The organism is Caldichromatium japonicum, assembly GCF_011290485.1.
GTDB lineage: Bacteria > Pseudomonadota > Gammaproteobacteria > Chromatiales > Chromatiaceae > Thermochromatium > Thermochromatium japonicum.
In genome coordinates this window covers 1,817,206-1,843,038 of the sequence record NZ_CP048029.1, presented here as the reverse complement: position 1 = coordinate 1,843,038, position 25,833 = coordinate 1,817,206, and the positions used below count along the sequence as shown (strand labels likewise).

The window sequence follows — 25,833 nt, the reverse complement described above, 5'->3', positions numbered from 1 at the left end:
CATTAGAAAAACGCTGTATTCTTATAAATCACAACATCGTCGAGATGACCCGCATCGCGCCGACGGGCCATCCATTCGCATGCCTTCTCCACAAAGGGTGAGGCAGCGCTTGCTCAAGGGCGTATCCGCCAGGCGGCGATGACTGCGTGTGCACATCAACCAGTGATTCGGAGAGCGCAGACCTATGAATCAGTTTTACTACGATGCCGTGACCAAGATGGAGCAGATGGGCGTCGATGACGAGTATATCCAGGGTTGGCAGTGCGGTTATCTGCAAAATCCCAAGCGCGAGGAACAGCGTTTGACGCCCGCTTATGAGGCCGGCTATGCCGACGGTGAAGAAAAGAACACCGACAACTTCGCGCAGTGGGTCAAACAGTCCTAACCGCCGCCGTCTCTGAACGCGTCTTGCGCCCTTCCCATTGCGGGCGGGCGTTGGCACGTTGCTTGATGGATTTCGATCGAGCCGCCTGCCCCCGCCTTTCATATCTGGTGTCTTCCGGATGCCGCGGGTCCCTTTTGGGGGATGATCCGCGGCATCCGCCACACCGCTTAGAGTTTGACCATCCGCTCGTGCTGCGCCTCCAGTTCAGCGAGGGCTGAACGCCGCTCCGCGATCTTGACCTGCTCCTTTGCCACCACCTCGGGTTTGGCCTTGGCGACGAACTCAGGATTGGCGAGCTTGATCTCGAGCCGCGCGATCTCGTCGCTCAGGCGCGCGATCTCCTTGTCCAGGCGTTTGAGCTCCGCTGACTTGTCGATCAGCCCAGCCATGGGGATGAGGATCTTCATCGCCCCCACCAAGGCAATCGCCGACTCGGGCGCTTGGGACTCATCGTCTAACAAGGTGATCGATTCGGTCCGCGCCAGGAAATCGAGATAAAGCCTGGCCGTCGCCAGCCACTGGCAGTCCTGGTCTGAGGCATTGGCGATCAGGACAGGCAATGGCTTGCCCGGGGCGATGTTCATCTCGCCCTTGATCCGCCGGATCCCCAGGATGCATTGCTTGACCCAGTCGATCTCGGCAGTCGCTCCGGCATCGACCGCCGCGGCATCATCAACGGGGTAGGGGGCAAGCATGATGGACTCGCCCTCCACCCCGGCCAGGTGCCTGACCTTCTGCCAGATCTCTTCGGTGATGAAGGGCATGATGGGATGCAACAGGCGCAGGAGCGTCTCCAGGGTTTGCACCAGGGTGCGCCTGGTGCCGCGCTTGGCAGCCGCCGAGACTGCGGGATCATTCAAGACCGGCTTGGAAAGCTCGAGATACCAGTCGCAGAACTGGTCCCAGGTGAACTCATATAAGGATTGAGCGGCGAGATCGAAGCGATAGGACTCGATCGCCTCGGTTACCGACCGGATCGTGCGCTGAAGCTCGCTCCAAATCCAGCGGTCGGCGGCCGAAAGCTCGATGGGGCCTGACCCAAGCCCGCAGTCCTGACCCTCGGTGTTCATCAGGACGTAGCGCGCGGCGTTCCATAGCTTGTTGCAAAAGTTGCGATAGCCCTCGATCCGCCCCAGATCGAACTTGATGTCGCGCCCGGTGCTGGCCAGTGAGGCAAAGGTCATGCGCAATGCATCGGTCCCAAAGGCGGGGATGCCGTTGGGAAAGTCTCTGCGGGTATCGCGCTCGATCCGCTCGGCCAGATGCGGCTGCATGAGGCCAGTCGTGCGCTTGGCAACCAGGGATCCAAGGTCGATCCCATCGATGAGATCCAGGGGATCCAGGATATTTCCCTTGGACTTGGACATCTTGTCGCCGTTTTGGTCGCGCACCAACCCGTGGATATAGACCTCGCGGAAGGGGACATCGCCCATGAATTTGAGCCCCATCATGATCATGCGCGCGACCCAAAAGAAGATGATGTCAAACCCGGTCACCAGGACCGAGGTCGGATAGAAGGTCTTGAGCCGCTCGGTCTGTTCGGGCCAGCCCAGGGTGCTAAAGGGCCAGAGCGCCGAGCTGAACCAGGTATCCAGGACATCGGGGTCTTGGGTGAGCACAAGCTCTGGGCCAAAGCCATGTTTGGCGCGGATCTCTTGTTCAGAGCGCCCGACATAGACATTGCCCTGGGCGTCATACCAGGCGGGGATGCGGTGACCCCACCAGATCTGACGGCTGATACACCAGTCCTGGATGTTGCGCATCCACTCAAAATAGGTGTGCTTCCAGTTATCCGGCACAAAACGGATGTGGCCTTCTTCGACGGCGTGGATCGCAGGTTCGGCCAGGGGCCCTATGCGCACAAACCACTGATCAGTGAGATAGGGCTCGATCACCGCCCCCGAGCGATCGCCACGCGGTTGTTGCAAGCGATGTTCGCGAACTGCCGCCAACAGCCCTTGGGCCTTGAGATCCTCAATGATCCGCTGACGGGCCGTATAGCGATCGAGCCCCACATAGGCCCGCGGGATGAGCTCGCCCTCTTCGAGGGCATTGGCGCGGATACAGGCATCAGGGGTCAGGATATTGATCAACCCGCCGTGTGGTTGCTCGGCGATGGCCTTTTCGTCGCGATGTCTGAGCCAGACCTGATGGTCGTTGAAATCATGCGCCGGGGTGATCTTGACACAACCCGTGCCGAACTCGGGGTCCGCGTACTCATCGGCGATGATGGGGATGCGCCGTCTGGTCAGGGGCAGCTCGACGAATGCACCGATCAGGTGCCGATAACGCTCGTCCTCGGGGTTAACCGCAACCGCGCAATCGCCGAGCAGGGTCTCGGGGCGGGTGGTCGAGACGACGAGATAGGGGGGGTCGGCAGCGCCCGGCTGGACCAGGGGATAGCAGATGTCCCACATGAAGCCCTGTTCCTCCTCGGACAGGACCTCGAGGTCTGAGACCGCGGTATGCAGGACGGGGTCCCAGTTCACTAGACGTTTGCCGCGATAGATCAGTCCCTCTTCATAGAGCCTGATAAAGACCTCCTGCACCGCAGCGGACAGGCCCTCATCGAGCGTGAAGCGCTCGGTCTCCCAGTCAAGCGAGGTCCCCAGCCGACGGAGTTGGCGGGTAATGGTGCCCCCCGATTCCGCCTTCCAGGCCAAGACTCGGTTGACAAAGGCCTCGCGCCCGTAGTTATGGCGGTTCTTGCCCTCGGCCTCGATCAGGCGTTCCACCACCATCTGGGTCGCGATCCCCGCATGATCCGTCCCCGCCTGCCACAGGGTGCGATCGCCAAGCATGCGGTGATAGCGGATCAGGGCATCCATGATGGTGTCCTGGAAGGCATGACCCATATGCAGGCTGCCGGTGACATTGGGCGGCGGGATCATGATGCAATAGACCCCGCGGCCAGGGCGGGGCTCTGGGGCCGGCGCAAAATAACCACGCTCCTCCCAGATGCGGTACCAATGGTGCTCGATATGCTTGGGGTCGTAGGTCTTATCCAGCATGGGGGGATCTTTATCTCGGTCACAAGGAGATTGAAAATTTTAAAGTATATCCCAGCGCTGAGGGGTCCTTGGGTAGTGATCAGGGCAATCGCAGGAATGCCGAGGTCGTGGAGGCCTTGAGATCGCTGTTCACGTGCCAGGCGTGACTGATAACTGTGCACTGGGGGGCGCGAGGATTGGCTTGGCGTCCATCATGGAAACGAAGATGTCGTCTTCGCCGACGGCCACCTGTGTGCCCGCACCCAGCATGCCACGCGCCATCTCGCCGTCCTCAAGCGCCTCACCCTGAGCCTCATCCGCCTCGTTCCCGCCCCGCAAGGACGATATCCAGGACTGCTTCTGATCGCTTTGACCCCCGACGATGACCGCGCTGAGCCCCTCGGGCTCGGGTAATGCATGCGATTGCCCTGGGGCGGACGCGTAAAGCAAATTGTCAATACTGTAAAATCCGATATAATCAGCGCCCCGGTCTAGAGATCTTTAAAGGACTGAACACGCCTGGAGAGGTGTCCGAGTGGTTGAAGGAGCACGCCTGGAAAGTGTGTATAGGCTAATACCCTATCGAGGGTTCGAATCCCTCCCTCTCCGCCATATATGTCTCGCAGATTCTTGAAAATAAACGACTTTTTGAAAAACAGCCGCGCCAGTTGTTACCCTAGTTGTTACTCGATGCGTTTGCTTGGCGGGGCGGCAAACACTCGCATATTGGTTGCGACAAACCACTTGCCGCCTCGCATATTGGTTGCGACAAACCACTTGCCGCGCAGGGTGGCAACAGCAATCCGGCAAACGCGAGCGATTGGCGCAAGCTGCGCCCTTTTGGTCTTCCGGGACATTGGGAAGTGCGCACACGCCTTGAAACCCGCCCACCAGAAAGCCCTAGGATGCGTTTTTCTTAGGGTGAGAAGGGGATGGAATTGGCGGGCCAAAAAAAATCGGTCCTAGGGCTTCCTAGGGCCAAATGGACATTAGCGGATAATCTTAGCAGAACGCGGCTTGTTGCATTCGCTTATCTTGAGGCTCCTCAGGTCGGCTTCCTCGTAACTCTTCCACCGCGCACCGCATTCCGGGCAACGTCGATAGCGCAGCTTCAAACCAGCGCCGGATTCGATCAGCAGTCGCGTGCCATAGACGGCAACTTGTTCTGAACCGCAGACCGGACACCTCATGTATGGCGCATCCCCCACAAACCCATCAACACGGCGTCAGCCCGGTCGTGTCGGGTCAGATGCGGGCGGGCAGAGGGGCACAGGCGCAAACACGCGGCGATGCTTGCCTCCTTCGGCGCACCGGAGGCAAGCCCGGCAAAGCGTCGCCAAGTCACCGGATGAACGCGGGCCAGCGGCAGCCCGGCGGCCAGCACCACGGCTTCGATGGCACCGACATTGCGGCCAAAGCTGAAGGCAGAAACTTTGCTGTCGGTCGGGCGGGCATGGACAAGCTCGATGACGGCGCGGCGCACCGGATGCCGCGTCACCAGCGCCGACAATGCGGCGGCGTCGATGGCCTTCTTGCGCGGGCCTTCGTCGAGGATGGGCATGTCGGCCACGTCCAGCACCGCGCCATCCTCGCCGATCCACGCCAGCGCCCCGGCCAAGCCGGGGTCGATGCCAAGAACCGTCATGCCAGCACCTCGCAATCTGCGCCGGTCATGATCAGCCATGCCGTGCGCGTCGCTTCCACGTCGGCGCGGTTGTAGGCGGCTAGCGCCTCATGCTGGCCGTCCTTCCACAAGGCCAGCACGTCGCGGCCATCGCCTTGTTCCTTGGGATCGGCCAGCCCAAGGCAGGCGCACAGCTTGGATAGGCTCACGCGGCCACCGTAACCGGCAAACCATGTCATGGTGTCGCCAAAGTCGCGGCCTTGCCGGTCATTGGGGCCGGGCATCCAGTGCGGTGGGCGGATGCGGTTGGCCCAGCAACGGGCGCGAAGGAACGGAAAATCAAAGCTGGAGCTGTGACAGACTGGATACACGGCTTCACTCATCGCGGGGTGCCAGTGCGGGGCATCGCGCAGCGCGGCGTTGATGGCGGCCAAGGCGCGGCGCAAGAAGGCGTTTTCCGTCTCATCCAATCCGCGCACGATGGAATCCGCCTCGCCGTCTTCGCCGATGGCAAAGCCGATGGCGCACAGCTCGCCCAGCGCCGGATCGAGGGCTTGCTTGCGCCATTGCTCATCCACGGCGGCCTCGCCGTGCTCCGCCCACCATGCCTCAATGCTCTCGGCCTTCTTGATGTTGCCGGGGGCCTTGGTCTCGGCGCGGGCAATGGCGCGGGCATGGTCGCTTTGGCCGGGCAGGGTCTCGATGTCGATGACAAGCAGCATGTCGGGTCTCCTTCAGAAAGCAATGTCGTCTTCCAGGTCGGCCAGCGATGCCGCCGGGTTGCCGATGGCTTGGCGCTCTTGCCATTGCGGGCTGGCTTCGATGGCCTCTTGTTGGCGCTTGGAAAGGCGTTCAAAGGCGGGCCACGTGTTGGGGTCGCTCAGGTCGAAGATGAGCGGGTCTTTGACATCCGGCGGCGGGGTCATGCCACGCGGCATGGGGGCAATGCTCTTGATGGCGGCAAAGGTGTTTCCGCCTCGCTCCTCATGCACGATGTTGAGCAGGCAGGGTGCGTTGATCAGACGCGGCAGCGCAAAGCCCTTCAGTTCCTCCGGCGTGAAGGGGCGGCCACGCCACGCCTCCAAGAATTGGCGCAGCGCGGCCTTCTCATGCAGGCTTGCCGTGAAGCGGCGGCTCACGGTGAAGGGTGCGCCGTCAGATCGGCGCTCGTCCAGTTGCCATGCAATGGCGATTTTGTGTTGGCGCTTGGTCTCGCCTTGGAATTCCACGGCTTGCGTGCCCAGGTCGATCACATGGCAGCAGCGCGCGGGCAGGCTTCCAGACGGCGGCAGTTCAAAGGCTTGCGATTCAGCGGACAGGTGAAGGCTCATGGTCAGGCTCCTTTCAGGGTCTTGGCAATCTGGCGGGCAACGAACAGGGCATTGACGGCGGCCAGCAGCAGCTTGGCGCGGTCGTTCATGGTTTCGTCGGCGCGTTCCAGCAGGCGCAGGATGGCGGCCTCAAGCTCACGGCACAGGGCTTCGGCTTCGGCGGCCAGAAATGACGTTGCTTGCTTGGATGGCATGGTCAGGCTCCTACGGGTTCGATGTCTTCAGGGTCGCAATCCTCGATGTCGGCTACCTCCTCGCGCGTCAGGGGCGGGTCACAGGTCAGCAGCGCCCCATCGGGCAATCGCCACGTGCGATGCGGGGCGTCGTCTTCCTCCGGCGCGGCGTAGCGGGCGATGATGTCGGCAAGGCAGGCGCGAAGGTCTTGGATGGCGTCAAAGGCTTCGTTTAGGCACATGAAAAACTCCTTGTTGAACGGGTTTATGGTCAGGGGTCAAACACCACGCGGGCAGGCCGTAGGGCGGCCTATCCACGGGATCGGGGGAATCCGGCAACGCCGGATCGGACAAGGCCAGCCGCAGGGCAGCCCACGGCAGTCCAAGATTGCGGGCCAAAAGGCCGGTCGATGCGCGGGCGTTGGCCTCGGCCTCCTCGCGCGGTAGGCCACCGCGCTTAAGTGCGGCGGCGCGTTCCTCGAAGTGCTCACGCAGCATCTCACCCCATAGGCAGGCGAGCAGGCCGGGCTTGTGGGCGCGGATGGCCTCGCGTTGCGCCGGGGTCAGGCGGGATGCTGGGGAGACGATCAGCAAGTCACCGTCGGGGAGCAGGTCGAACCCGGCGGCGCGAAGGTCGGCGAGCAGGTCGGCGGCGTGCATCAGAAGCCCTCCGTGTCGCCGCGCGAAGATGCCAAAGCCGCCGAAGATGCCACACTCTCAGTGTTGGCACCTTCGGTGTTGCTTGGCATCTTCGGTAGATACCAGCGCCAGATCGATGGCTTGAACCCCTCTTTGCGCTTCTCTACTCCCAGCGCATCGGCGGCTCTATGCTCGGCGAGCAGGTCGGCGGCGTGCATCAGAAGCCCTCCGTGTCAGGGGGCAGGGGTTTTGCTACCGAAGCCGCGTTGCCTAAGACCGCCAAATTTTCCTTAGACCGCCAACCTTTTTGTGTGGCGGTCTTAGGCATTTCTGGCGGTCTTAGCGGAAGGTGCCACTCCCACCGACCGGATTTGCCAAGCCCGCCGGTTCTGATTGCCTCAACGCCAAGTTCTCGTTTTGCGCGTTCAATCGTGCGCCACGCAAACCCGGCTCCGTCGGCGTCGGCCTTCACCTCCTTCGCCGTCAGCGGGCCATCGCTGAGCAGGTCACACAGGAAGTTCTTGGCCTCCTCAAGCTCGCCTCCGGCATCTTCCTCAGGCACAGCTTCGGCGCGGGCAATGAGGGTTCGGGCGCTTCCCTCCACCGGCGATAGCCACTCGATGCGTGTGGCCCACAACCCTAGCGCGGCTTCGGCTTGGGTCAGCTCGTAGCCGATGCCGCCGTCGTCGGGGCCGATGTTGGACTTGCTGCGCACCAGCAGGCGCGGCGGATCACCGGGGGCGGGATTCTCGGCCTTGGTTGCCAGCAGCACCACGCGGGCCAGCGCGGCAAAGCCAATGCTGCCGGTCACGCGCTCGGTCGGGTCGCGGCCTTGCGTGCCTTTGGTCAGGTGCGTGATGCCGATCACCGCGCAGCCGATGCGGGCAGCCATGTCAACCAGCGGTTGCAGGGCGCGGCGCACGTCGTTGGACTTGTGGGCATCACCGGCCACGGCGGACACGATGGGGTCGAGGATCAGCAGCGCCGGGCGCATGGCCTCGATGCGCTTAGCCAGCAGGGGAACGTCAAAGGCCGGGTCCCGGGTCAAAGGGGCGCGGCTCGCCGTCAACGCCTTTCACGTCGGCGATGAAGTGAATGCGGCGCAAGTCAGCGCCACCAGCCATCAGGCGCGGCGTGATGGTGTCGGCAGGATCGTCTTCAGCCGACCAGATCAGCACGTCGCCAGCCAATGCGCACCGGCTCCCATCGGGCCATGTGCCACCACGCGACACGATGGCGGCCAAGCCCAACGCCAGCGTTGTCTTGCCCGTGCCGGGCTTGCCAGCGAGCAGGTGCAGCTTGCCTTTTGCCAGCCACCCATCCCACAGCCAAGTTACCGGCTCAGCCGTCACCTCGGCGGCGCAGGTCAGGCGAACATTCGGGCCTTCGGCGCTTGCGAAGGCATCACGCACCGCCTCCAGCCCACGGGCGGCGTGCAGGTCGTTGAAGTCGGTGCCGGGCAGCAGGTCGGCAGGCGGGCTCAGCAGCGGGCAGCGCAAGGCTTCGGCGGCGCGGATGGCCTCCGGGTGCGGATGGCCGGTCTTGTCCAGATCGGCGGCAATGACAAGCTCGATGCCTGGCTTGGCGGCCTTGATGGACTCACCGGCGGCTTGCAGATTGCCCACGCTCAGCGCGGCGGCTACCGGCTCACCCAGCGCCTCGGCAAGGGATAGCGCGGTTGCCACGCCCTCGGCCAGCACCACGCGGCCACGGTCGGGCAGCGGGCCGGTTGCCCAGAAGCCGCCCTTCTTGACGCCGCCAGCCAGCGCGGACTTGCGGCCTTGCTCGTCGATCATCTCCAGCGTGGCCGACCTGCCATCGACACGCACCGACGCAATCAGGATGCGGCCAGCCAGCGGCTCGCCCTTGGCTTGCGGCGCATACCCCAACCGTCGCGTGATGCTTGTCGCATCCAATTCGCGCAGGCTCGGCGTTGGCTTCACGCCCTTGCTCAGCAGGTAGGGATGGTCGGTATTGGCGGGCTTGGCGTCCTTCCAGATTGCGGCGGCAAGGGAAGCAGCGTGCTCAGCCCGGCGGCGGCGTTCTTCCTCAGCCATACGGCGGGCTTGCTCGATGCGGCGGCGGGTTTCTTGCTCCTCGTCCGGTGACGGGGGGCGGCCAAGGTCGGCTCGCCACGGGATGGCCTCGCCCCCTTGCCGCCAATCGCCGAAGACACCGGCGGGGATGCCGTCAGCGTGCAGCACATACCAGCCGCCATCGTCGCCGTGCCTGCCGTTGGTTGAAAACCGGTGCAGGCGGCCATCGGCGATGACCTCGCCGGGCGGCGTGATGCCGTGCTCGCGCATGGCTTGCGCGAAGGCTTCTTCGGGCCGATGCATGATCAGCCCTTGATGTCGAAGAAGCGTTTGCCGGATTTGGCGTCCCAGCGGGCTTCGCAGGCCAGCCGCCGGGTGTCGATCCAGTGTTGGATGTCGGACGCCTTCCAGCCCACGGCGCGGGGGCCAAGGTGCAAGGGCGGCGGGAAGTCGCCAGCGTTGATCAGGTCGTAAATCTTGGTGCGCCTCAAGCCCGTGACGTGCATCACATCGGGCAGGCGTAAGATGCGGTCAATGCCGTGAAAGGTTGTTTCCATTCGGTCATCCTCGCGAACGTCGGGATGACCGGATGATGGCGTTCAGGGTTATGTCAATCCATTACGGGTTTTTGGGTAGTCTTGCCCAAAAACTACGAATGCAGGTGCGCTTTGATGCGCGGGGGGGTAGGCTATACTGAATCGTGGCCTGAGCATGGCGCCGTCCGGCTCATACCCGGAAGCGTTACGGACGTGAGGCGCTGGGGCGGGCCGTTTCCTGGCTCTCTTGAGAGAGACCATGCGTCTCCCCTGATGGCGTGCGCTTCGATGCGCGGGCGTGAGTATGCTATAGTCGAATCAACCGCGACGCGGCGTGGCCCAGTGGCAGGGTGGCTGCCCGCAAAGGGTAAGTAGATGCCGGTTCGAATCCGGCCCCGCGTCATGGCTCTCCATCGATCACCTTCTTGGTGATGCCGATCTCGCCGATGAGCGCGCGGTAGTCCAGCTCCGATTGAATCGCACGCTGTTTGGGCTACCCTTATGCCCAAGGGGTGGCGGCAAAATCTCCTCGGCAATTCGCTGCGGGCAGACCTGGGGCCCAAAGGTTTCGTCGTCGGGCATGGGAGTCCGACGCGCCATCCCCGCGAGGCGGTCCAGGTGCCGCCTCACCTCTTATCCTTTTTCAACAATCGGCGCACTTCAGAGTCCTTTATCGCATCATTTCGGGCCCCGCGTCACCGTCTCCGCTTGCTCTTATAGTATCGATCGCGAACCGTGGATGGGGTTAGCCTGTAGCCCAATTCCTTCAGTTCCTCGGCGGCAAGTTTGAAGGCCGGGCCGATGTTGTCGTCGGATGCGATGTCGTAGGTTTTTTCGCCTTTGTCTATCTGCCTCTTGACGGCTTCTGATATTTCCTTGTCATCCATCCATTTGCTGCATTCTCGTAATCCGTCAAGCTCAGCAAGCTTTTTCTTTACCGTCTCGCGATCCGGCGCGAAACATTCATCCCACCGCAATTTATCGCCGTACATCCCGCGCAACGCAAAGGCGTGGTTCATCCAGTGTTCGATCTCCTTGAATGGCGGCACTCCTTGATGCTGTCTATTGAAGTATGCGGACAGCAAGGCTTTTTCGGCTTGCCTGTCACCTCGTCGGGCAAAATGCAAAACAAGGCGGGCATGGTCTTCATCTTCAATTTGGTGCATCCAGTTCTTTTCCATGATTCGTCCTATTGCAGCGCGTCAGGGGTTCGTGTCTTCATCATGCCTTGGCATGCTGGCGCAGCCACTCGCGCAGGGCATCGTTCATGCGTGTCTGCCAGCCGAGGCCGGTAGTGCGGAAGGCTTCGATGATGTCGGGGTCGTAGCGCACCGTCAGCGAGACCTTGCGCACCTCGGCAGGGGGGCGGCCTCGGCGCATCAGGCGCGGGCCGTCGAAGCGGTCGGCGCGTTCGAAAAACGCATCGTCCAGTTCCGGCGCGTCGTCAGGATCGTGCCAAGTGTCTTTTTTCCTCATGCCCTTTCTCCCACCGGCAGCCGGATCACCTCCGCATCAAGCCTCGATCTTCACCGTCAGCCTGCCGCCCACGCTCTCAGCGTAGCGTTGCAGGGTGCGCAGGGATGGCGCGGTGCGGCCAGATTCCAGCCGGGCAATCACGCTTTGCGTCGTGCCCATGCGCCGGGCAAGCTCGGCTTGCGACAGGCCAGCGCGGGCGCGGGCTTCGATCAGCACACGCGCCACGGCGTATTGCGGCGCAAGTTCATCGAAGGCTTGGCGCACCAATGGATCGGCCAGCAGGCGGCGTTCCAGCGCGTCAGGGGTGCGTGTCTTCATCGGTCAGTCTCCGTAGTCTTTCCCACGCCGTCGCAATGGCGCGGCGCGGGGTTTTCTCCGTCTTCTTGGCGAACACGTGCAGCACCGTCAGGCGTTGCCCATGCCGCGCCACATACAGGGCGCGGGCGATTCCGTCACGGCCTCGCATGCGCATCTCCCACAGCTTGCCCTCGATCGGTCGCACATGCGGCATGCCCACTTTCTGCGGCCCATAGTCCATCAGCAAGCGGCGAATGTGCAGGAAATGGGCTCGAACGTCGGCAGGCATGACCAGCAATTCGGCCTCGGCTTCGGGGATTAGTTCGACAGTCCACGCCATGATGTTATCGCATTTATGCTATTGCATCACGATGTCTGTGCACCGGGGAAGGGGATCACCTCCGCGCTTGGCCGGGTGACGAAACGCGCCCAATCCTCCATCAAGGCGCGGCGCTTGGCGAGCAGCGCACCGCGTGCATAGGCGGCCTCGGCCTTGTCGTGAAGCTGATGCGCCAAGGCGTGCTCGATCACCTCGCGGGCATGGTGCGTCGTCTCGCCAGCCCAATCGCGGAAGGTCGAGCGTAGGCCGTGCGCCGTGATGACGCGATCCGATGCCGGGTCGATCCAGCCTTGCCCACCGGCGGCCAAGCTGTCGGCGTGCATGCGCCGAATGGTCTGCGTCAGCGTCATGTCGGAGAGCATGCCGCCACGCGGCGCGAAGAAGACATAGGGGCTGCCTTCCATGCGCGGCAGGCTCTTAAGCAGCGCCAGCACCGGCGCGGACAAGGGGATGACGTGCTCCTTGCCTGCCTTCATTCTCTCGCCGGGGATCGTCCATAGCCCGGCCTCGAAGTCGAATTCGCGCCACGTCGCGCCTCTTGCCTCGCCGGATCGGCAGGCCGTCAGCAGCACGAATTCCAGACACCGGGCGGCCGCGCCGGGGCGTTCGGTCAGGGCGCGGTAAAACTCGGCCACGCGGCCATAGGGCAGCGCGGGCATGTGCTCGATGCGCTTGACCTTCGCCGGTTCGGGCAGCAGCATTTTCAGTCGCCCACGCCAGCGGGCGGGGTTGGCTTCATCACGCCAGCCATGCGCCGCGCAGTAGTCCAACACGGCCTCGATGCGTTGGCGAACCCGGCTTGCCGTCTCCGGCTTCTCCGTCCAGATCGGGCGCAGGCAGGCTAGCACGTGCTCGGTTGCGATGGCTTGCGGTTGCAGCTTGCCAATGCGCGGCAGCACGTAATCGCGCAAGGTGTTCTCCCATTGCTGGGCGTGCTTGGCATTGCGCCAGCCGGGGCGCTTTGACGCGATCAGCCGGGCGGCGGCCTCGGCGAAGGTTGGGACACGCTCGGCCTTGCCGGTCAGCCGGGCAAAGACGCCGGCGGGGTCTTCGCCGTTGAGCAGGGCATGCCGCAGCTTGGCGGCCAGCTCGCGGGCTTCCTTCAGGCTCCGGTCGCGGATGCTGCCCAGGCCAAGCTGTCGTGCCTTGCCGTCACGCTGGAAGCGAAACACCCAGGATCGGGCGCGGCCCTCATTCTTCACCAGCAAATACAAGTTGCCGCCGTCGGCGTGCAGGCCGTCGGGCAGGGTTTCGACGTGTCGCGCGGTCAGTCTCGCCATGCTTGCGCCCCATCCAGTTGTTACAGCAGTTGTTACACCGAAACGCGGCTTGTGGCGAATTTTGGCGAACGAAGGCGGAATAAGAAAGCCCCTATCCTATTGATCAATCAATCATTTTTCGGAAGCTGTTGGAACTCGCCGAATCAATACCTAGCGGACTCCCTCTCCGCCAATAATGAACTGTCTAGCCGCGCGCTCGTTAAAGAGCGTGCGCCTTTGACTTCCAGCCTCCACCGGTTGCAATCCGCTCACTGCCTGCCAAGGGGTCGTTGCATTGTTTGACCTGATCCGATCCAGTAGGGTCAAACGCTATCGCCATCCCTCAACTGCCCCCTGCTCGAAGCCCCCCTGTCTTCTCACAATACGGTCAGGATATCACCTCTGACCAGTTGGTCTAGACTGAATCCAAAGCCATCCCTCTGGTCAGTTCAGTCGCAGTTTGGCGTTGCCCTCAGCCTCAGATGCAAATCCTTGGCTCACAGGTTTCGCTGATACATGCCGCCGTTTCCGAGTCCGCTTGGGAACGAGGTCAGGCGGTTTCACTACCGCCGGTTGTCTATACCGACACCAAGGCGCTGCTCGAACGACCTGTCGGGGGGATTGAGCAGGTTGAGACATCGAGGGATCGCCGCCCCTATAGCAGCCCAGTCCGGATATTGAACGGTGGCGGCGCGGCCCAGCGTGCCTTGAACGCCTATGAATCGGTACAGCGTTTAGAAAAACGTGACGATTTGGTGGCCTTTGCGGGCATCGATGTCTATGCCTGAGCCTGTCGATCTCGCCGGCGGGCTGCGTGTTTACCTCCAGACAGTGCAAAGCCTCACCGGTCCGGTGAGACCGATGCTGGTGGTGGATCAGCCCCCGCCATCAATTAATTAATAACGTGCCCTGAGGATCAGCCACTCTGGCCCCTTGGCCTCGAGCAAGAGATCGAGCTCGCCGCTTTGGGTCACGATGCGCGCCTGCTGGTCGAGATAAGCGGCCTGGTAGCGGGCACGCAGGGTGCAGCCTTGGCGTTCAGGGAGTGGCTGGATCTGGATCTGATCGAAATCGATCTGCCGCCGGACCGTGATCCTGAACCAGGTCTCATAGGTCTGGCGGATTGCAAACCAGCCCGCCAGGTCGTTCTCCCTGGCCAGGGGGCTATAAAGTGCCATGAGCTGGTCGAGCGCACCGTCCTGATAGGCGTTTTTGAACCGTTCCAAGAGCTGCCATGCCGTCTGACACCCATCTGCCGGCGGGACAGTGGCGGCTTGCGGTATGGGTCCTGCCTCGGGTAAGGGGGGCGCGGGGATCAGGGGTGCGCTGGGCGGTTCAGGGCCAGGGACCATCGCCAGTGCGGGTCGCTTATGGGTGTCCGTTAGGAGAGGCCAATCCCAAGTCGGGATTGGCGGTTGATCTTGTGGGGGGAGGGGCAGTGCAGGCATCGTTGCCGGGCCTGGAGCGGGCGGCGGCTCAGCAGAGCGATCCGCGATCGGCGGCTGCGAGGTATCGCGGCGGATTTCTGGTCTGTCCTGTATCTCCTGGGTAGGGGGCACTGCAGGGGCGGTTGGTGGCTTGGCTGCGGCCATGATGGGAGGCGGATGTGACCCTCGCGTCCCTCTCTGGGCAGGTGGCTGGGGCGGTTGCTCCGCCGGGGGTGGTGCGGGTTCTTTGAGACTGATGATCCGTGACGCCTCAGTACCAATCGGGTGATGGATGATCCGCGGTATCGGTTTAGGGTGTTCCCTTGGCCACAGCAGTCCGGCGAGGATCATCAGGGCGATGAGGGCGATCGTCAATGAAAGACGCCGCTCGAACAATGAGCGCCCCCTGATCCGCCCCTGGAGGTGACTCCAGATAGGCAGGGTAATCTCACTGATCCAGTCCATCAGCCCCAAGGATGGCCGGTGTTGTTGGGGAGGCGAGTGATCCGCGGCGCGTCGGCTGGCTGGGCGCAGTCCGGTCTCTGAACTGCCACTGCCGCGCTGTAGCGCTGTCCAGGCCCTGTTGATCTGCTCGGTGCGTCGGGTCGCCCAGTCGGCGCGCTCGGGATGCCGGTCGGGGTGATAGACCTGGATCAGCCGCCGATAACGTTGTTTGGCAAGCCCAAGATCGACACCTGCTTCCAGGCCCAGGGTCTGGGCGGGGGGGCGGTCTGGCCTATCGAACAGGTGCTGGTCGAGTAAACAAAAGGCCGCGGCTCGGGCCTGGGCGCGGCTGAGTCCTTGTTGGCCGATGGCACGTTCCAGCTCCGCGGCGCGCAGATGATCGGGGTTGCTGAGCCACAAGAGCAGCTCATCCAGGTGGCGAGCGCAGACAGGGCTTAGACGTCCGTTGCGCAGTGAGCGGGCGAGCTCGCGGGTCCAGGCGGGTTTCATACTCGGGAAGGGCTGCACCAGACGGTTGCGCCAACGGCGGGTCGGGGTGCCTGGATCGGGCATCGAGAGGGGGCTTTCTCAATCCTCGCGCCGAAACTCACCCTCGATCACCCGTGGTCCAGACCGTTGAGGTGGGCGTACCCCGGGATAAATCTGGATGACATGTCCGGTCAACCAACGGCGAAACGGCGGGATCAGGAGTACCAAACCCAGGCCATCGGTCAAAAAGCCCGGCACGAGCAGACAGAGGCCAGCGATGAGCAGCAGTGCGCCATCGATCAATTCGAGCGCCGGGAGCTCGCCCTCTGCGCACGCCGCCTGCAGCCGCATCAGGATCCCGAATCCTTGTTGTTGCACCAGCCAGACGCCGAGTGCGGCGGTGAACAGCGAGAGCACAATGGTCGCAAACGCTCCGATCCGTGCTCCCACCTGGATGAGGACGAAGAGCTCGACCAAAGGAAGGACGATCAACAGCCAAAGCAATGGCACGGTGGTATTCTCCTGAGTTGTTGCGCCCGCTGTATTTGCATGATGCGGACGCGATAGAACTGTCAAACCTTAATCTGTTGCCGAGGGTAAGTCCAAAGGATGTCAAACGCGGCTCGTTTGCTATTGTGCACCTGTCCTGATCAGGAGACGGCGCAACGTCTGGCTACAACCCTGGTTGAGGATCGTCTCGCCGCTTGTATCAATCTCGTCCCAGGGATTACCTCGATCTACCGCTGGCAAGGGCGGATTCATCAGGATCCCGAGGTCTTACTGTTGCTCAAGACCGCGGATGAAAGGGTCGATGCGTTGATGGCGCGCTTGCGGGCGTTGCATCCCTATGAGGTCCCAGAGATCATCGTCCTGCCGATCGTCGCTGGGCTTGCCGAGTATCTGGAATGGGTAAAGACATGTGTGACCAGCAAACAAGGGTCCTAGTGGTGGGGGGCTTGAAAAAGCCATTACCCTGGCCAAACGGCAGGCGCGTTGCGTTTAGACAGACGCCGGGATCCACAGGATCGAACGATTTGGATTGCGGGGCCGGCAGGCGCTGGGATGACCACGCAGTCGCCTTGCGACTTCACCTGTGGTTGGCCCTGTGGTGTCTATGCCTGGTGACAGGGGCCTGGGGCGATGAGTTCCTGTCGCAGGAACAGGCATTTCCGCTGCACGCCGAGATATTGGATACCGAGCGCATTCGCCTGAATTGGGAGATCGCGCCTGGCTATTATCTCTATCGCAGCAAGCTCAGGTTTATCTCGCAGACCCAAGGGATCGCGCTCGGGTCACCGGAGCTACCGTCAGCAGAGACCAAACAGGACGAGTTCTTCGGGGAAGTCGAGATCTATCGCGGTCAGCTCACCGTCGAGCTTCCAATCGTGCGTGCGCCAGGTACGGGTGATCGGTTGGAACTCGAGGTCGGCTTTCAGGGTTGTGCGGACGCCGGCTTTTGTTATCCACCGCATCGCGAGCGGATGCTGCTCGCTCTACCGCCCTCACCGGTCTCATTGGCTTTGGCTGCCGGCCCAGGCGAGGGCTCAAGCCTGTCTAAGGGCGATCAACCCAGGCCCAAACATCTGACTTCATTACTCGCCTCCGTCCCCCAAGCGGGCCAACCCGAGATCCCAGAGGTCGATGCCGCCTTTGTCTTCGACTCCCAGCAGATCGCCCCCGACCGGGTGCGTCTGAACTGGACGATCGCCCCCGGCACCTATCTCTATGCCGAGCGGGTCCAGGTGACCCTGGCCGATCCAGCGGGGGTCGCGTTGGGCCAGATCCAACGCCCGGCAGGGGTCGTCAAACCCGAGATGGTGCGACCCGATGGCACGGTAGGAGCGGTCGAGATCTATGAGGGTCGGATCGACCTGGAGGTGCCCTTAATGCGCTCCGACCCCGAGCTGACCGAGGCGCGGCTGAGCGTCAGCTATCAGGGCTGCGCCGAGATCGGGATCTGTTATCCGCCGCAGACCCGCGAGGTTCGGGTGGCGCTGGGCGGGGCGCCGGTGAAGGCATCGCCTGTCCCGAGCCAAGTCGCTCGACCAATGCCTATAGGTAAAACAGGGGATCAGGCCGTAAGCCCCCCGCCTGCCGAGCAGGACCGGATCGCTGGCTTGCTTGCCAGCAGCAGGCTCTGGGCGATCGTCGTTGCCTTTTTCGGTTTTGGCCTGCTCTTGGCCTTCACCCCCTGTGTCTTCCCGATGGTCCCAATCCTATCGGGCATCATCGTGGGCCAGGGCCCGGAGATCACCGCGCGCCGCGCCTTTGTCCTCTCGCTCGTCTATGTCCTGGCGATGGCCCTGACCTATACACTCGCCGGCGTCCTGTCGGGCTTGCTGGGGGCCAATCTCCAGGCGGCCTTCCAGAACCCCTGGGTCTTGACCGCATTCGCCGCCGTCTTCGTGCTTTTGGCCTTGTCCATGTTCGGGTTTTATGAGCTTCAGCTCCCCTCCGCCCTGCAATCGCAGCTTGCGGCGCTCTGCAACCGCCAGCAGGGCGGGACCTTGCTGGGGGTGGCGATCATGGGGGTGCTCTCGGCCCTGATCGTTGGGCCCTGTGTAGCGCCGCCCCTGTTCGGGGCCTTGGCCTATATCGGCCAGACGGGGGATGGGCTCTTAGGAGGGTTTGCGCTCTTTGCCTTGAGCCTCGGGATGGGTGTCCCGCTCCTTGCGATCGGCACTTCGGCGGGCAAGCTCCTACCGCGCGCTGGAGCCTGGATGGAGTCGGTCAAGGCGGTCTTTGGTGTCTTGCTCCTGGGGGTGGCGATCCTGATGCTCGAACGCATCCTGCCGCCTGCGCTTTCGCTGATCCTCTGGGGCCTGCTACTGATCTGCTCGGCGGTCTATCTTGGGGCTTTGAGCCCCCTTAAGCCGGATGCCAGCGGTTGGCGCAAGCTCTGGAAGGGCCTGGGGGTGGCGCTTCTGGTCTATGGGGCCCTGATGCTGGTGGGCGCAGCCGCAGGGGGGCAGGATACGCTCCAGCCGCTGCGCGGACTCATCGCAAGCGGCGTTGGCGCCGGTGCGGAGGTCTCCTTCAAGCCCATCAAGACGCTCGCCGATCTTGAGCAAGAGCTCACGCAGGCCGGCGGGCGGCCGGTGCTTCTCGATTTCTATGCCGACTGGTGCGTCTCCTGCAAAGAGATGGAGCGCGCGACCTTCAGCGACCCGGACGTCCAAGCTGAGCTTCGGCGTTTTGTGTTGCTGCGGGCCGATGTCACCGCCAATGACGCCGAGGATCGCGCCTTGCAGCGGCGTTTCGGCATCCCGGGCCCGCCGGCGCTCCTGTTTTTCGATGCCGCAGGCCGCGAGCATCCGCAGACTCGGGTCATCGGTTTTCAGCCGCCTGCCGCCTTCATCGCCCATCTTCAGGGGGTGAGGCCATGAAGGCGCTCAAGGTCATTTTGATCACGGTAATGGCCGCCGGCATCAGCGTCGGTACTGCATTGCTCGGGCAGCGGTTGATCGGGGAGCGGCCTCAGACTCAGGAGATAGCCATTGATCTAGACAAGGATCAGATCGAGACCCTGCCTGACTTGCGTTTGAAGGATCTGGAAGGGCGCGAGGTCCCAAGCAACGCCTGGGCAGGCAAGGTCCTGATATTGAACTTCTGGGCGACCTGGTGCCCGCCATGTCTTGAGGAGATCCCGCGTTTTGTGGCAGCTCAGGAGCGCCTGCGCCCACTGGGCATACAGTTCGTCGGGATCGCGGTGGATCAGCCTGAGGAGGTGCGCGCCCTGCTTGCTACCCAGCCGATCAATTATCCAGTCCTTCTGGCGACGCCCGAGGCCCTGAATACCGCGGTGCAACTGGGCAATTGGCTTGAGGTCCTGCCCTTTACTGCGATCTTTGACCGCCAGGGGCGCCGCATCCACAGTCAGATTGGCCCTCTGTCTGATGCCGAGCTCGACCGCTGGCTTGCCCCCTTCCTGGGATCGGCCAGTCAGCAGAAGAGGACACGCGCACCTTGAGTCGCTCTGGACAGGATTTCGCTAAATCCGGACAATTCGCCATGGTTTGCCGTCCATTTATCGCGGCGGCAAGGCGGATTAACCGATTCGGCTTGCGAGCATCCGATGGCCTCGATCCTGGTGCTGAATGGTCCCAACCTCAATCTGCTCGGCGTTCGCGAGCCGGCTCATTATGGGCGCGTCACCCTCGCTGCGATCGAACAGGAACTCAGGACCATCGCAAACGCGGCTGGACATCAACTTGACTTCGTCCAAAGCAATGCCGAATCGGACTTGGTCGAGGCTATTCACCAGGCTGGACGCGATGGTGTGCGTTTTATCATCATCAATCCAGCCGCCTTTACCCACACCAGCATCGCCCTGCGCGATGCGCTCCTGGCCGTCGCCATCCCCTTCATCGAGGTGCACCTATCGAATATCTATGCCCGCGAGCCGTTTCGCGCCCATTCGTATTTTTCAGACATCGCTGTAGGCGTGATCTCAGGGCTGGGTGCAAAGGGGTATGCGCTGGCATTACAGGCCGCGCTGGGCCGATTGGACCAAGAGCCAACCGACGAGACCCATTGAGCGATGGATATCCGTAAGGTCAAGAAGTTGATTGAATTGCTTGCGCAATCTGATATCGCCGAGATCGAGATCCACGAGGGCGAGGAGTCGGTGCGTATCAGCCGCTACACCGGGCAGCCCATGCCGGTCTATCTGCCCCAGGGTGCGCCGCTGTCTCCTCAGGTCGCCGCTGTGCCCCACCTTGATACCTTGCCTGCGCCGTCCCAGGAGGACGAAGAAGAACTTGCGGGCATCGTGGTGCGCTCGCCGATGGTCGGGACCTTTTATCGCGCGCCGGCCCCCGGGGCCAAACCCTTCGTCGAGGAGGGTCAGGCGGTCAAGCCAGGCGATGTCCTGTGCATCATCGAGGCGATGAAGATCCTCAATCAGATTGAATGCGAACATACGGGGATCATCAAGCGCATCCTGGTCGAAAACGGCCAGCCGGTCGAATATAACCAGCCGCTATTTTTGATCACTTGAGGGGTTTGGATGCCGGCGCTCCTCCGTCCCCAAGACGCCGGTGTTGCCCCCATCCCGGCGCATCATGAGAGATCTCCATGCCAGCCATGATCGAAAAGATTTTGATCGCCAACCGCGGCGAGATCGCACTCCGTGTCTTGCGCGCCTGTCGCGAGCTCGGCATCAAGACGGTCGCCGTGCATTCCGAGGCCGATCGTCATCTCAAGCATGTCCTTTTGGCCGATGAGTCGGTCTGCATCGGGCCGGCACCCGCACAGCAGAGCTATCTCAACATCCCCGCCATCATCAGCGCCGCCGAGATCACGGATACGGTCGCCATCCACCCGGGCTATGGGTTCTTATCAGAGAATGCTGACTTCGCCGAGCGGGTGGAGAAATCGGGGTTTATCTTCATTGGACCGCGCCCCGAGACCATTCGCCTGATGGGCGATAAGGTCTCGGCGATCGCCGCGATGAAGGAGGCTGGTGTGCCCTGTGTCCCTGGCTCGGACGGGCCGATCGACGACAATCCCAAGCGCACCATCGAGATCGCGCGGCAGATCGGCTATCCGATCATGATCAAGGCCGCTGGCGGCGGTGGTGGGCGCGGGATGCGGGTGGTCCATTCCGAGGCGGCGCTGCTCAACGCCATCGCCCTGACCCGCGCCGAGGCGGCGGCTGCGTTTAACAACGATACAGTCTATCTCGAGAAGTTTCTCGAAAACCCGAGACATATCGAGTTTCAGGTGCTTGCCGACCAGCATGGCAATGCCATCTATCTCGGCGAGCGCGACTGTTCCATGCAGCGCCGGCATCAAAAGGTTGTCGAGGAGGCACCGGCGCCAGGGATCACCGAGGCGCAGCGTCGCGCCATCGGCGAGCGCTGCGCGGCGGCCTGCCGGGCGATCGGCTATCGCGGGGCGGGAACCTTCGAGTTTCTCTATGAAAACGGCCAGTTCTATTTCATCGAGATGAATACCCGCGTCCAGGTCGAGCACCCCGTCACCGAGATGGTCACGGGCGTTGACATCGTCAAGGAACAGATCCTGATCGCCGCCGGCGAGCTGCTGCGTTACCAACAAGAGGATATCCAGATCCGCGGGCATGCCATCGAGTGCCGGATCAATGCCGAACATCCAGAGACCTTCATGCCCAGCCCAGGCAAGGTCACTGAGTTCCATGCCCCGGGTGGTCCTGGGGTGCGGATCGACACCCATCTCTATGCCGGTTATACCGTGCCTTGTCACTATGACTCGATGATCGGTAAATTGATCGTCCATGGTGAGGACCGTGCCTCGGCGATCGCGCGCATGTGCAATGCCCTGCGCGAGCTGGTGATCGAGGGGATCGACACCAACATCAAGCTCCAGCGCACCATCATGCGCGATGGTGCCTTCTTAGCCGGCGGCACCAACATCCATTATCTGGAAAAGATGCTCGGGCGATGAAGCCCCAGCCGGCAAACGGTCCCACCGCACTTGTCGAGCGTTTTCAGGCCCTGCGCCTGCAGCTGAGTGAGGCGGTTCTGGGGCAGCCCTTATTGATCGAGCGTCTGCTCATCGCCCTGCTCGCCGACGGTCATCTGTTGGTTGAGGGTGCACCTGGACTCGCCAAGACCACGACGATCAAACAATTGGCGGCAGGGCTTCAAGCCGATTTCCATCGCATCCAGTTCACCCCTGATCTCTTGCCTGCAGATCTCACAGGTACAGAGGTCTACCGGCCTCAAGATGGGAGCTTTCGCTTCGAGCCCGGGCCGATCTTTCATCATCTGATCCTCGCCGATGAGGTCAACCGCGCCCCCGCCAAGGTCCAATCCGCCCTACTGGAGGCCATGGGCGAGCGTCAGGTAACCGTCGGACGCAAGACCTATCGCCTGCCCGAACTCTTTCTGGTGATGGCGACCCAAAACCCGATCGAACAAGAAGGGACCTACCCCTTGCCCGAGGCCCAACTCGATCGATTTCTGATGCTAGTGCGCATCGATTATCCGGACCTTGAGACCGAGCGCGCGATCCTCAAGCTCAACCGCGCCCAGGCCAAGGCCCCATCTCCCCTACCAGCGGTTGTCTTAAGTCAGGCCGAGATCTTCGCTGCGCGTCGTGCCCTGCTTGAGCTTTACCTAGCGCGCGAGGTCGAGGACTATCTCTTGCATCTGGTGATTGCCACCCGCTGGCCGCAGCGCTATGCCCCCGAGCTTGCCGACTGGGTGCGGTTTGGCGCAAGCCCGCGGGCGACCCTGGCGCTCGACCGCTGCGCCCGCGCGCGTGCCTGGCTGTTAGGGCGCGATTTCGTCTCGCCTGAGGATATCCAGACGCTTGCCTGCGATGTCTTGCGCCATCGCGTCTTGTTGTCCTATGAGGCGGAGGCCGAGGGGCGGCGCAGCGATGAGTTGATCGACCTGTTGCTCAAGCGGGTGCCTGCGCCCTGAACCTTGGCGATGAGCCGGCCTGATCCCCTATCCGTCGGCAGTGTGTCTCCTGAGCTCTCTTGGCTCATCGGTCTGCGGGCCGAGGCGAGGCGCCTGGAGCTCTTTTCTAGGGGGCGGGTGATTGCGACCCGCAGCGGCGCCCACCGCTCGCCCTTTCGCGGTCGAGGCATGGACTATCGCGAGTCCCGCGTCTATTCGCCGGGCGATGAACCGCGCCACATGGACTGGCGGCTGACCGCGCGTCGCGCTGCGCCCCATGTCAAGGTTTTCGCCGAAGAACGCGAACGCCCATTGTGGCTGGCCGTCGATCAAGGGCCATCGATGCGCTTCGGGACGCGCCGGGCCTTTAAGTCATTCGCTGCCGCCGAAGTGGCGGCGCTCCTGGGTTGGGTGGCAGTCGAAGCGGGCGACCGCGTGGGCGGATTGGTATTCGACGAACACCGTCTGGTCGAACGCCGGCCAGCGGCTCAGGGGCGGGGCTTGTTGCCCCTGCTTGCGCGTCTCAGCAACCCCTTGGCTCCTGGTGAGGGCGGTCGGTCCCCCTTCTTGCAGGCCCTGCGTCGTCTGGCAGAGGCGGTACACCACGGCAGCCTAATCGTGCTCATCAGCGACTTCATGGCGCTCTTGGAACTGCCCGGTCATCCCGGCGAGGGCCTCCCCCCTCCCCTGGTACGCCTGAGCAGGGGAAATGAGCTCCTTTTGGTCTTGATCCATGATCCCATTGAGTCCGAACCGCCCCCGCCTGGGCGCTATCCAGTGTTTTGGGAAGGCCAGACGCGGGTCCTGGATCTCGGTACGCGCAAGGTACGGGAGGGGCTCAAGGCCGGTTTTGCCCAACGCCAGGCCCTGCTTGAGTCTTGGGCGCGAAGGTATGGCGCCCATTGGCTGATGCTGGGCACAGATGAGTTCGTGGGGCGCGCATTGCGCAGCCTGTGCCGAGATGGACCCTGAGCTGCTCGCTGAATTGCGCGACTGGCACCTGCCCGAGGCACCCTCCTGGTGGCCACCGGCACCGGGGTGGTGGGCCCTGCTTGGATTGGCATTGCTTGCGGCAGCGGCCCTCGGCCTTTGGTCATGGCGCAGGCAAAGGGCCCGCGATCCGCGCCGTGCCGCGCGGTTTGAGCTTGTCCGCCTCAGGCAGGCCCTTGCCGCCGACGGCGACCGGCGGGGCCATCTGGCGGCACTTTCTCGGCTTGTGCGCCGGGTGGCCCTGGCCTATTACCCACCTGATCAGGTCGCGGGGCTGAACGGCGAGGCGTGGCTTGACTTTTTAGATCGCACCGGCGGCGACGGAGCCTTTGGCCGAGGGGTGGGGCGGGCGCTAGTCGATGCCGCGCATCGCCCTGCCCCCGATGGTGTGGACCTCGATGCACTCCATGCCCTGATCGCCCAATGGATCGCACGTCAGCCCGCAAGGATGGGCCATATTGTGCATCCATAATTATTAAGAGGCCCTCAGCACAGAATGATCGGTCTCGACTCACCTTGGGTCCTGCTTCTCTTGCCCTTGCCTTGGGCGTGGATGCGTCTGCTGCCGCCAGCTCAGGAAGGACCGGGGCTTGCCCTGCGCTTTCCCTTGCCACCGGGCCTTGCGATCAGGGGGGACGAGCGCCGCGACGCAGAACGCCCTGTCCATCGCCTGGCGCTGGGGATCAGTGCCTGGGTCGCCCTGGTCCTGGCAGCGACCGGGCCCTATTGGGCCGGCAAACCTATCGCGCTTGCGGTCGCCGGGCGGGATCTCATGCTTGTGGTCGATGTCTCGGGGAGTATGGAGCAACAGGACTATGAGCGCGCCGGGCGCCCCGTCTCGCGCCTCCAGGTAGTCCAGACGGCGGCCGGTGCCTTTATCGAGCGCAGACAGGGGGATCGCCTGGGGCTGATCCTCTTCGGCAGTCGCCCCTATCTCCAGGTCCCTCTGACCTTCGATCGCCAGGCGGTCGCCGAGCTCTTACAAGAGGCCGTCGTCGGGCTTGCGGGGCGCGAGACGGCGATCGGGGATGCCATTGGGCTTGCGGTCAAGCACCTGCGCGATCAACCGCCCGGCGCGCGGGTCCTGGTCTTACTCACCGATGGGGCGAGCAATGCCGGGGCGCTGACGCCCTTGGAGGCCGCCGAGCTTGCCGCTCAGTTTGGGGTGAAGGTCTATACGATCGGGATCGGCGGTGGTGAGCTTGGGGTGCGCTCGCCCTTGGGCCTGCGCTGGCGGGGGATGGGCGATGAATTCGATCCCAAGACGCTCGAAGAGATTGCCCGGCGCACCGGCGGGCGCTATTTTACGGTCGGCAGCCGCGAGGAGCTGGAGGGGGTCTATGCCGAGCTAGATCGCCTGGAACCCAGCGCCCGCGCCTCGGGCCTCTATCGCCCAAGGCGCTCGCTCTTCGTCTGGCCGGCGGCCCTGGCGCTCCTGCTCTCGGCCCTGATCGCCCTCGATGTCTTCTCCCCCATCTCGCTAGGGCGCGCCATGCGCCCTCTCCAGTCGATCCTGCGGGGGCGGCGCCTGCGTGCTGGGTAGGGCACGATGTGCGCCTGATCAAGATTGGATCAGGGACGCTCGCCCTGATTACCTGAGCGATGTGTAGGATGGTTACTGCAAGATCTGGCTTAATCTTGCGACTGCTTGGCGCAGTTCTGCCGGATAGTGGTTCTGTTCGAGGCGAAGATATGCGTCATCGCGTTATCATCGCCCAGCTCCTGGATGTCAACTGCACGCTCTTCAAACAACCAATAGCGTTGCTTAGGCTGATAGCCGGACAAGTTTGCGGGTGCCGGCTCGATCAGCTCGGCGAGATCGAGTGCCCGCCAGGGGGCTTTGCTGTTGTAGGGCACAACCGGAAAGATAGGCGGCAGGCGCTCGCTGGCCTTGACCTCGCGGCTGTTGATCAGGTCTTGTAAAGCAGACCGATATAAACAACTAGGCGCAGCGCCATCCAAGGATCGGGAGAGCTTTTCTTTAGACCTTCGGAAGTCTCCAGAGAGAG

Annotated in this window: 33 protein-coding genes and 2 tRNA genes; 14 read left to right on the top strand and 21 right to left on the bottom strand. The window is 62.8% G+C overall.

Annotated elements, in window-relative coordinates:
• The first annotated feature begins 184 nt into the window (after positions 1–184).
• Positions 185–385, top strand: coding sequence for an Alvin_2107 family globule sulfur oxidation protein (locus GWK36_RS09075; protein WP_166270875.1), 201 nt, complete (start codon positions 185–187; stop codon positions 383–385).
• 167 nt (positions 386–552) lie between these two features.
• Here GWK36_RS09075 and GWK36_RS09070 read toward each other — a convergent pair whose 3' ends face one another.
• Together GWK36_RS09070 and GWK36_RS09065 are read right to left on the bottom strand one after the other, a co-directional pair.
• A complete protein-coding gene (locus tag GWK36_RS09070) occupies positions 553–3,396 on the bottom strand; it encodes a valine--tRNA ligase (protein WP_166270874.1) in 2,844 nt (947 codons plus the stop codon).
• 129 nt (positions 3,397–3,525) lie between these two features.
• Positions 3,526–3,714, bottom strand: a complete 189-nt coding sequence (locus tag GWK36_RS09065; RefSeq protein ID WP_166270873.1) for a hypothetical protein — start codon at positions 3,712–3,714, stop codon at positions 3,526–3,528.
• A 182-nt stretch (positions 3,715–3,896) separates the two neighbouring features.
• Between GWK36_RS09065 and GWK36_RS09060 the strand changes: the two genes are divergently transcribed.
• Positions 3,897–3,987: transfer RNA gene (locus GWK36_RS09060), tRNA-Ser, on the top strand.
• A 377-nt stretch (positions 3,988–4,364) separates the two neighbouring features.
• Here the strand turns inward: GWK36_RS09060 and GWK36_RS16085 are convergent.
• The 11 genes from GWK36_RS16085 to GWK36_RS09010 are packed head-to-tail and all read right to left on the bottom strand — an operon-like array spanning position 4,365 to position 9,735.
• Positions 4,365–4,565, bottom strand: a complete 201-nt coding sequence (locus GWK36_RS16085) for an NrdR family transcriptional regulator (protein WP_425482749.1) — start codon at positions 4,563–4,565, stop codon at positions 4,365–4,367.
• Complete coding sequence (locus tag GWK36_RS09055; RefSeq protein WP_166270872.1) at positions 4,562–5,020, bottom strand: RuvC family protein; 459 nt, start codon at positions 5,018–5,020, stop codon at positions 4,562–4,564. Before GWK36_RS09055 ends, GWK36_RS16085 begins: the two co-directional genes overlap by 4 nt.
• The gene (locus GWK36_RS09050; protein ID WP_166270871.1) at positions 5,017–5,721 is read right to left on the bottom strand and encodes a 3'-5' exonuclease family protein; all 705 of its coding nucleotides are present in this window, start codon (positions 5,719–5,721) and stop codon (positions 5,017–5,019) included. Before GWK36_RS09050 ends, GWK36_RS09055 begins: the two co-directional genes overlap by 4 nt.
• 12 nt (positions 5,722–5,733) lie before the next feature.
• Positions 5,734–6,330: a phage replication initiation protein, NGO0469 family gene (locus GWK36_RS09045; RefSeq protein ID WP_166270870.1), complete on the bottom strand. Its 597-nt coding sequence runs from the start codon at positions 6,328–6,330 to the stop codon at positions 5,734–5,736.
• Between the two features lie 2 nt (positions 6,331–6,332).
• A complete protein-coding gene (locus tag GWK36_RS09040) occupies positions 6,333–6,524 on the bottom strand; it encodes a hypothetical protein (protein WP_166270869.1) in 192 nt (63 codons plus the stop codon).
• A gap of 2 nt (positions 6,525–6,526) precedes the next feature.
• Positions 6,527–6,745: a hypothetical protein gene (locus GWK36_RS09035; protein WP_166270868.1), complete on the bottom strand. Its 219-nt coding sequence runs from the start codon at positions 6,743–6,745 to the stop codon at positions 6,527–6,529.
• Positions 6,723–7,163, bottom strand: coding sequence for a hypothetical protein (locus GWK36_RS09030; protein WP_166270867.1), 441 nt, complete (start codon positions 7,161–7,163; stop codon positions 6,723–6,725). Before GWK36_RS09030 ends, GWK36_RS09035 begins: the two co-directional genes overlap by 23 nt.
• Positions 7,163–7,360, bottom strand: a complete 198-nt coding sequence (locus GWK36_RS09025; RefSeq protein ID WP_166270866.1) for a hypothetical protein — start codon at positions 7,358–7,360, stop codon at positions 7,163–7,165. Before GWK36_RS09025 ends, GWK36_RS09030 begins: the two co-directional genes overlap by 1 nt.
• Positions 7,360–8,190, bottom strand: a complete 831-nt coding sequence (locus GWK36_RS15690) for an AAA family ATPase (RefSeq protein ID WP_166270865.1) — start codon at positions 8,188–8,190, stop codon at positions 7,360–7,362. Before GWK36_RS15690 ends, GWK36_RS09025 begins: the two co-directional genes overlap by 1 nt.
• The gene (locus GWK36_RS15685) at positions 8,168–9,481 is read right to left on the bottom strand and encodes an AAA family ATPase (protein ID WP_166270864.1); all 1,314 of its coding nucleotides are present in this window, start codon (positions 9,479–9,481) and stop codon (positions 8,168–8,170) included. Before GWK36_RS15685 ends, GWK36_RS15690 begins: the two co-directional genes overlap by 23 nt.
• 2 nt (positions 9,482–9,483) lie before the next feature.
• Positions 9,484–9,735, bottom strand: coding sequence for a helix-turn-helix transcriptional regulator (locus tag GWK36_RS09010; protein WP_166270863.1), 252 nt, complete (start codon positions 9,733–9,735; stop codon positions 9,484–9,486).
• A 305-nt stretch (positions 9,736–10,040) separates the two neighbouring features.
• Here GWK36_RS09010 and GWK36_RS09005 point away from each other — a divergent pair.
• Positions 10,041–10,117 (top strand) — tRNA-Leu (locus GWK36_RS09005).
• 292 nt (positions 10,118–10,409) lie between these two features.
• Here GWK36_RS09005 and GWK36_RS09000 read toward each other — a convergent pair.
• From GWK36_RS09000 to GWK36_RS08980, 5 genes are read right to left on the bottom strand one after another with little or no spacing between them, the layout of a single operon-like run.
• On the bottom strand, positions 10,410–10,895 hold the full coding sequence (locus GWK36_RS09000; RefSeq protein WP_166270862.1) for a hypothetical protein: 486 nt from the start codon (positions 10,893–10,895) through the stop codon (positions 10,410–10,412).
• A 40-nt stretch (positions 10,896–10,935) separates the two neighbouring features.
• On the bottom strand, positions 10,936–11,190 hold the full coding sequence (locus GWK36_RS08995; protein WP_166270861.1) for a BrnA antitoxin family protein: 255 nt from the start codon (positions 11,188–11,190) through the stop codon (positions 10,936–10,938).
• 36 nt (positions 11,191–11,226) lie between these two features.
• Positions 11,227–11,508, bottom strand: a complete 282-nt coding sequence (locus GWK36_RS08990) for a helix-turn-helix domain-containing protein (RefSeq protein WP_166270860.1) — start codon at positions 11,506–11,508, stop codon at positions 11,227–11,229.
• Positions 11,489–11,827, bottom strand: coding sequence for a type II toxin-antitoxin system RelE/ParE family toxin (locus tag GWK36_RS08985; RefSeq protein WP_166270859.1), 339 nt, complete (start codon positions 11,825–11,827; stop codon positions 11,489–11,491). Before GWK36_RS08985 ends, GWK36_RS08990 begins: the two co-directional genes overlap by 20 nt.
• A gap of 26 nt (positions 11,828–11,853) precedes the next feature.
• Complete coding sequence (locus tag GWK36_RS08980; protein ID WP_166270858.1) at positions 11,854–13,107, bottom strand: tyrosine-type recombinase/integrase; 1,254 nt, start codon at positions 13,105–13,107, stop codon at positions 11,854–11,856.
• Positions 13,108–13,568: 461 nt separating this feature from the next.
• Between GWK36_RS08980 and GWK36_RS08975 the strand changes: the two genes are divergently transcribed.
• Complete coding sequence (locus tag GWK36_RS08975) at positions 13,569–13,874, top strand: hypothetical protein (RefSeq protein WP_166270857.1); 306 nt, start codon at positions 13,569–13,571, stop codon at positions 13,872–13,874.
• A gap of 108 nt (positions 13,875–13,982) precedes the next feature.
• Here the strand turns inward: GWK36_RS08975 and GWK36_RS08970 are convergent, their stop codons facing one another.
• Entirely contained in the window at positions 13,983–15,530 is a 1,548-nt protein-coding gene (locus GWK36_RS08970; protein WP_166270856.1) for a J domain-containing protein, read from the bottom strand.
• Between the two features lie 15 nt (positions 15,531–15,545).
• On the bottom strand, positions 15,546–15,956 hold the full coding sequence (locus tag GWK36_RS08965; protein ID WP_166270855.1) for an FxsA family protein: 411 nt from the start codon (positions 15,954–15,956) through the stop codon (positions 15,546–15,548).
• A gap of 99 nt (positions 15,957–16,055) precedes the next feature.
• Between GWK36_RS08965 and cutA the strand changes: the two genes are divergently transcribed.
• The 10 genes from cutA (at position 16,056) to GWK36_RS08915 (ending at position 25,367) form a co-directional block, all read left to right on the top strand.
• Positions 16,056–16,391 (top strand): divalent-cation tolerance protein CutA, encoded by a 336-nt coding sequence (gene cutA / locus GWK36_RS08960; RefSeq protein ID WP_166270854.1) that lies wholly within the window; start codon positions 16,056–16,058, stop codon positions 16,389–16,391.
• A gap of 134 nt (positions 16,392–16,525) precedes the next feature.
• Positions 16,526–18,832: a protein-disulfide reductase DsbD gene (locus GWK36_RS08955; RefSeq protein ID WP_246237504.1), complete on the top strand. Its 2,307-nt coding sequence runs from the start codon at positions 16,526–16,528 to the stop codon at positions 18,830–18,832.
• On the top strand, positions 18,829–19,416 hold the full coding sequence (locus GWK36_RS08950) for a TlpA family protein disulfide reductase (protein ID WP_166270852.1): 588 nt from the start codon (positions 18,829–18,831) through the stop codon (positions 19,414–19,416). Before GWK36_RS08955 ends, GWK36_RS08950 begins: the two co-directional genes overlap by 4 nt.
• A 105-nt stretch (positions 19,417–19,521) precedes the next feature.
• The gene (aroQ, locus tag GWK36_RS08945) at positions 19,522–19,983 is read left to right on the top strand and encodes a type II 3-dehydroquinate dehydratase (RefSeq protein ID WP_166270851.1); all 462 of its coding nucleotides are present in this window, start codon (positions 19,522–19,524) and stop codon (positions 19,981–19,983) included.
• 3 nt (positions 19,984–19,986) lie between these two features.
• Positions 19,987–20,445: an acetyl-CoA carboxylase biotin carboxyl carrier protein gene (accB, locus tag GWK36_RS08940; protein WP_166270850.1), complete on the top strand. Its 459-nt coding sequence runs from the start codon at positions 19,987–19,989 to the stop codon at positions 20,443–20,445.
• A gap of 86 nt (positions 20,446–20,531) precedes the next feature.
• Positions 20,532–21,872, top strand: coding sequence for an acetyl-CoA carboxylase biotin carboxylase subunit (gene accC, locus GWK36_RS08935; protein ID WP_166272577.1), 1,341 nt, complete (start codon positions 20,532–20,534; stop codon positions 21,870–21,872).
• Positions 21,869–22,855 carry an AAA family ATPase gene (locus tag GWK36_RS08930; protein WP_166270849.1) on the top strand — a complete coding sequence of 329 codons (987 nt, stop codon included), beginning with the start codon at positions 21,869–21,871 and terminating at the stop codon, positions 22,853–22,855. The genes accC and GWK36_RS08930 overlap by 4 nt, the downstream gene beginning before the upstream one ends.
• Positions 22,856–22,864: 9 nt before the next feature.
• Entirely contained in the window at positions 22,865–23,806 is a 942-nt protein-coding gene (locus GWK36_RS08925; protein ID WP_166270848.1) for a DUF58 domain-containing protein, read from the top strand.
• Positions 23,796–24,296, top strand: a complete 501-nt coding sequence (locus GWK36_RS08920; protein WP_166270847.1) for a DUF4381 domain-containing protein — start codon at positions 23,796–23,798, stop codon at positions 24,294–24,296. Before GWK36_RS08925 ends, GWK36_RS08920 begins: the two co-directional genes overlap by 11 nt.
• A 24-nt stretch (positions 24,297–24,320) precedes the next feature.
• Positions 24,321–25,367: a vWA domain-containing protein gene (locus tag GWK36_RS08915; protein ID WP_166270846.1), complete on the top strand. Its 1,047-nt coding sequence runs from the start codon at positions 24,321–24,323 to the stop codon at positions 25,365–25,367.
• Between the two features lie 89 nt (positions 25,368–25,456).
• Here the strand turns inward: GWK36_RS08915 and GWK36_RS08910 are convergent, their stop codons facing one another.
• Entirely contained in the window at positions 25,457–25,786 is a 330-nt protein-coding gene (locus GWK36_RS08910) for a hypothetical protein (protein ID WP_166270845.1), read from the bottom strand.
• Positions 25,787–25,833 lie beyond the last annotated feature (47 nt).

Bases quoted from the DNA above. Each gene is read 5' to 3' on its own strand.
- GWK36_RS09040 (WP_166270869.1), bottom strand. From the start codon at position 6,524: ATGCCATCCAAGCAAGCAACGTCATTTCTGGCCGCCGAAGCCGAAGCC.
- GWK36_RS08990 (WP_166270860.1), bottom strand. From the start codon at position 11,508: ATGAAGACACGCACCCCTGACGCGCTGGAACGCCGCCTGCTGGCCGAT.
- GWK36_RS08915 (WP_166270846.1), top strand. From the start codon at position 24,321: ATGATCGGTCTCGACTCACCTTGGGTCCTGCTTCTCTTGCCCTTGCCT.
- GWK36_RS09070 (WP_166270874.1), bottom strand. From the start codon at position 3,396: ATGCTGGATAAGACCTACGACCCCAAGCATATCGAGCACCATTGGTAC.
- GWK36_RS09025 (WP_166270866.1), bottom strand. From the start codon at position 7,360: ATGCACGCCGCCGACCTGCTCGCCGAGCATAGAGCCGCCGATGCGCTG.
- aroQ (WP_166270851.1), top strand. From the start codon at position 19,522: ATGGCCTCGATCCTGGTGCTGAATGGTCCCAACCTCAATCTGCTCGGC.
- GWK36_RS08995 (WP_166270861.1), bottom strand. From the start codon at position 11,190: ATGAGGAAAAAAGACACTTGGCACGATCCTGACGACGCGCCGGAACTG.
- GWK36_RS08970 (WP_166270856.1), bottom strand. From the start codon at position 15,530: ATGCCCGATCCAGGCACCCCGACCCGCCGTTGGCGCAACCGTCTGGTG.
- GWK36_RS08980 (WP_166270858.1), bottom strand. From the start codon at position 13,107: ATGGCGAGACTGACCGCGCGACACGTCGAAACCCTGCCCGACGGCCTG.
- GWK36_RS08920 (WP_166270847.1), top strand. From the start codon at position 23,796: ATGGACCCTGAGCTGCTCGCTGAATTGCGCGACTGGCACCTGCCCGAG.
- GWK36_RS09055 (WP_166270872.1), bottom strand. From the start codon at position 5,020: ATGACGGTTCTTGGCATCGACCCCGGCTTGGCCGGGGCGCTGGCGTGG.
- GWK36_RS08950 (WP_166270852.1), top strand. From the start codon at position 18,829: ATGAAGGCGCTCAAGGTCATTTTGATCACGGTAATGGCCGCCGGCATC.
- cutA (WP_166270854.1), top strand. From the start codon at position 16,056: ATGTCAAACGCGGCTCGTTTGCTATTGTGCACCTGTCCTGATCAGGAG.
- GWK36_RS08985 (WP_166270859.1), bottom strand. From the start codon at position 11,827: ATGGCGTGGACTGTCGAACTAATCCCCGAAGCCGAGGCCGAATTGCTG.
- accC (WP_166272577.1), top strand. From the start codon at position 20,532: ATGATCGAAAAGATTTTGATCGCCAACCGCGGCGAGATCGCACTCCGT.
- GWK36_RS08925 (WP_166270848.1), top strand. From the start codon at position 22,865: ATGAGCCGGCCTGATCCCCTATCCGTCGGCAGTGTGTCTCCTGAGCTC.
- accB (WP_166270850.1), top strand. From the start codon at position 19,987: ATGGATATCCGTAAGGTCAAGAAGTTGATTGAATTGCTTGCGCAATCT.
- GWK36_RS09035 (WP_166270868.1), bottom strand. From the start codon at position 6,745: ATGTGCCTAAACGAAGCCTTTGACGCCATCCAAGACCTTCGCGCCTGC.
- GWK36_RS09000 (WP_166270862.1), bottom strand. From the start codon at position 10,895: ATGGAAAAGAACTGGATGCACCAAATTGAAGATGAAGACCATGCCCGC.
- GWK36_RS09030 (WP_166270867.1), bottom strand. From the start codon at position 7,163: ATGCACGCCGCCGACCTGCTCGCCGACCTTCGCGCCGCCGGGTTCGAC.
- GWK36_RS09075 (WP_166270875.1), top strand. From the start codon at position 185: ATGAATCAGTTTTACTACGATGCCGTGACCAAGATGGAGCAGATGGGC.
- GWK36_RS16085 (WP_425482749.1), bottom strand. From the start codon at position 4,565: ATGAGGTGTCCGGTCTGCGGTTCAGAACAAGTTGCCGTCTATGGCACG.
- GWK36_RS09045 (WP_166270870.1), bottom strand. From the start codon at position 6,330: ATGAGCCTTCACCTGTCCGCTGAATCGCAAGCCTTTGAACTGCCGCCG.
- GWK36_RS08975 (WP_166270857.1), top strand. From the start codon at position 13,569: ATGCAAATCCTTGGCTCACAGGTTTCGCTGATACATGCCGCCGTTTCC.
- GWK36_RS09010 (WP_166270863.1), bottom strand. From the start codon at position 9,735: ATGGAAACAACCTTTCACGGCATTGACCGCATCTTACGCCTGCCCGAT.
- GWK36_RS09050 (WP_166270871.1), bottom strand. From the start codon at position 5,721: ATGCTGCTTGTCATCGACATCGAGACCCTGCCCGGCCAAAGCGACCAT.
- GWK36_RS08930 (WP_166270849.1), top strand. From the start codon at position 21,869: ATGAAGCCCCAGCCGGCAAACGGTCCCACCGCACTTGTCGAGCGTTTT.
- GWK36_RS15685 (WP_166270864.1), bottom strand. From the start codon at position 9,481: ATGCATCGGCCCGAAGAAGCCTTCGCGCAAGCCATGCGCGAGCACGGC.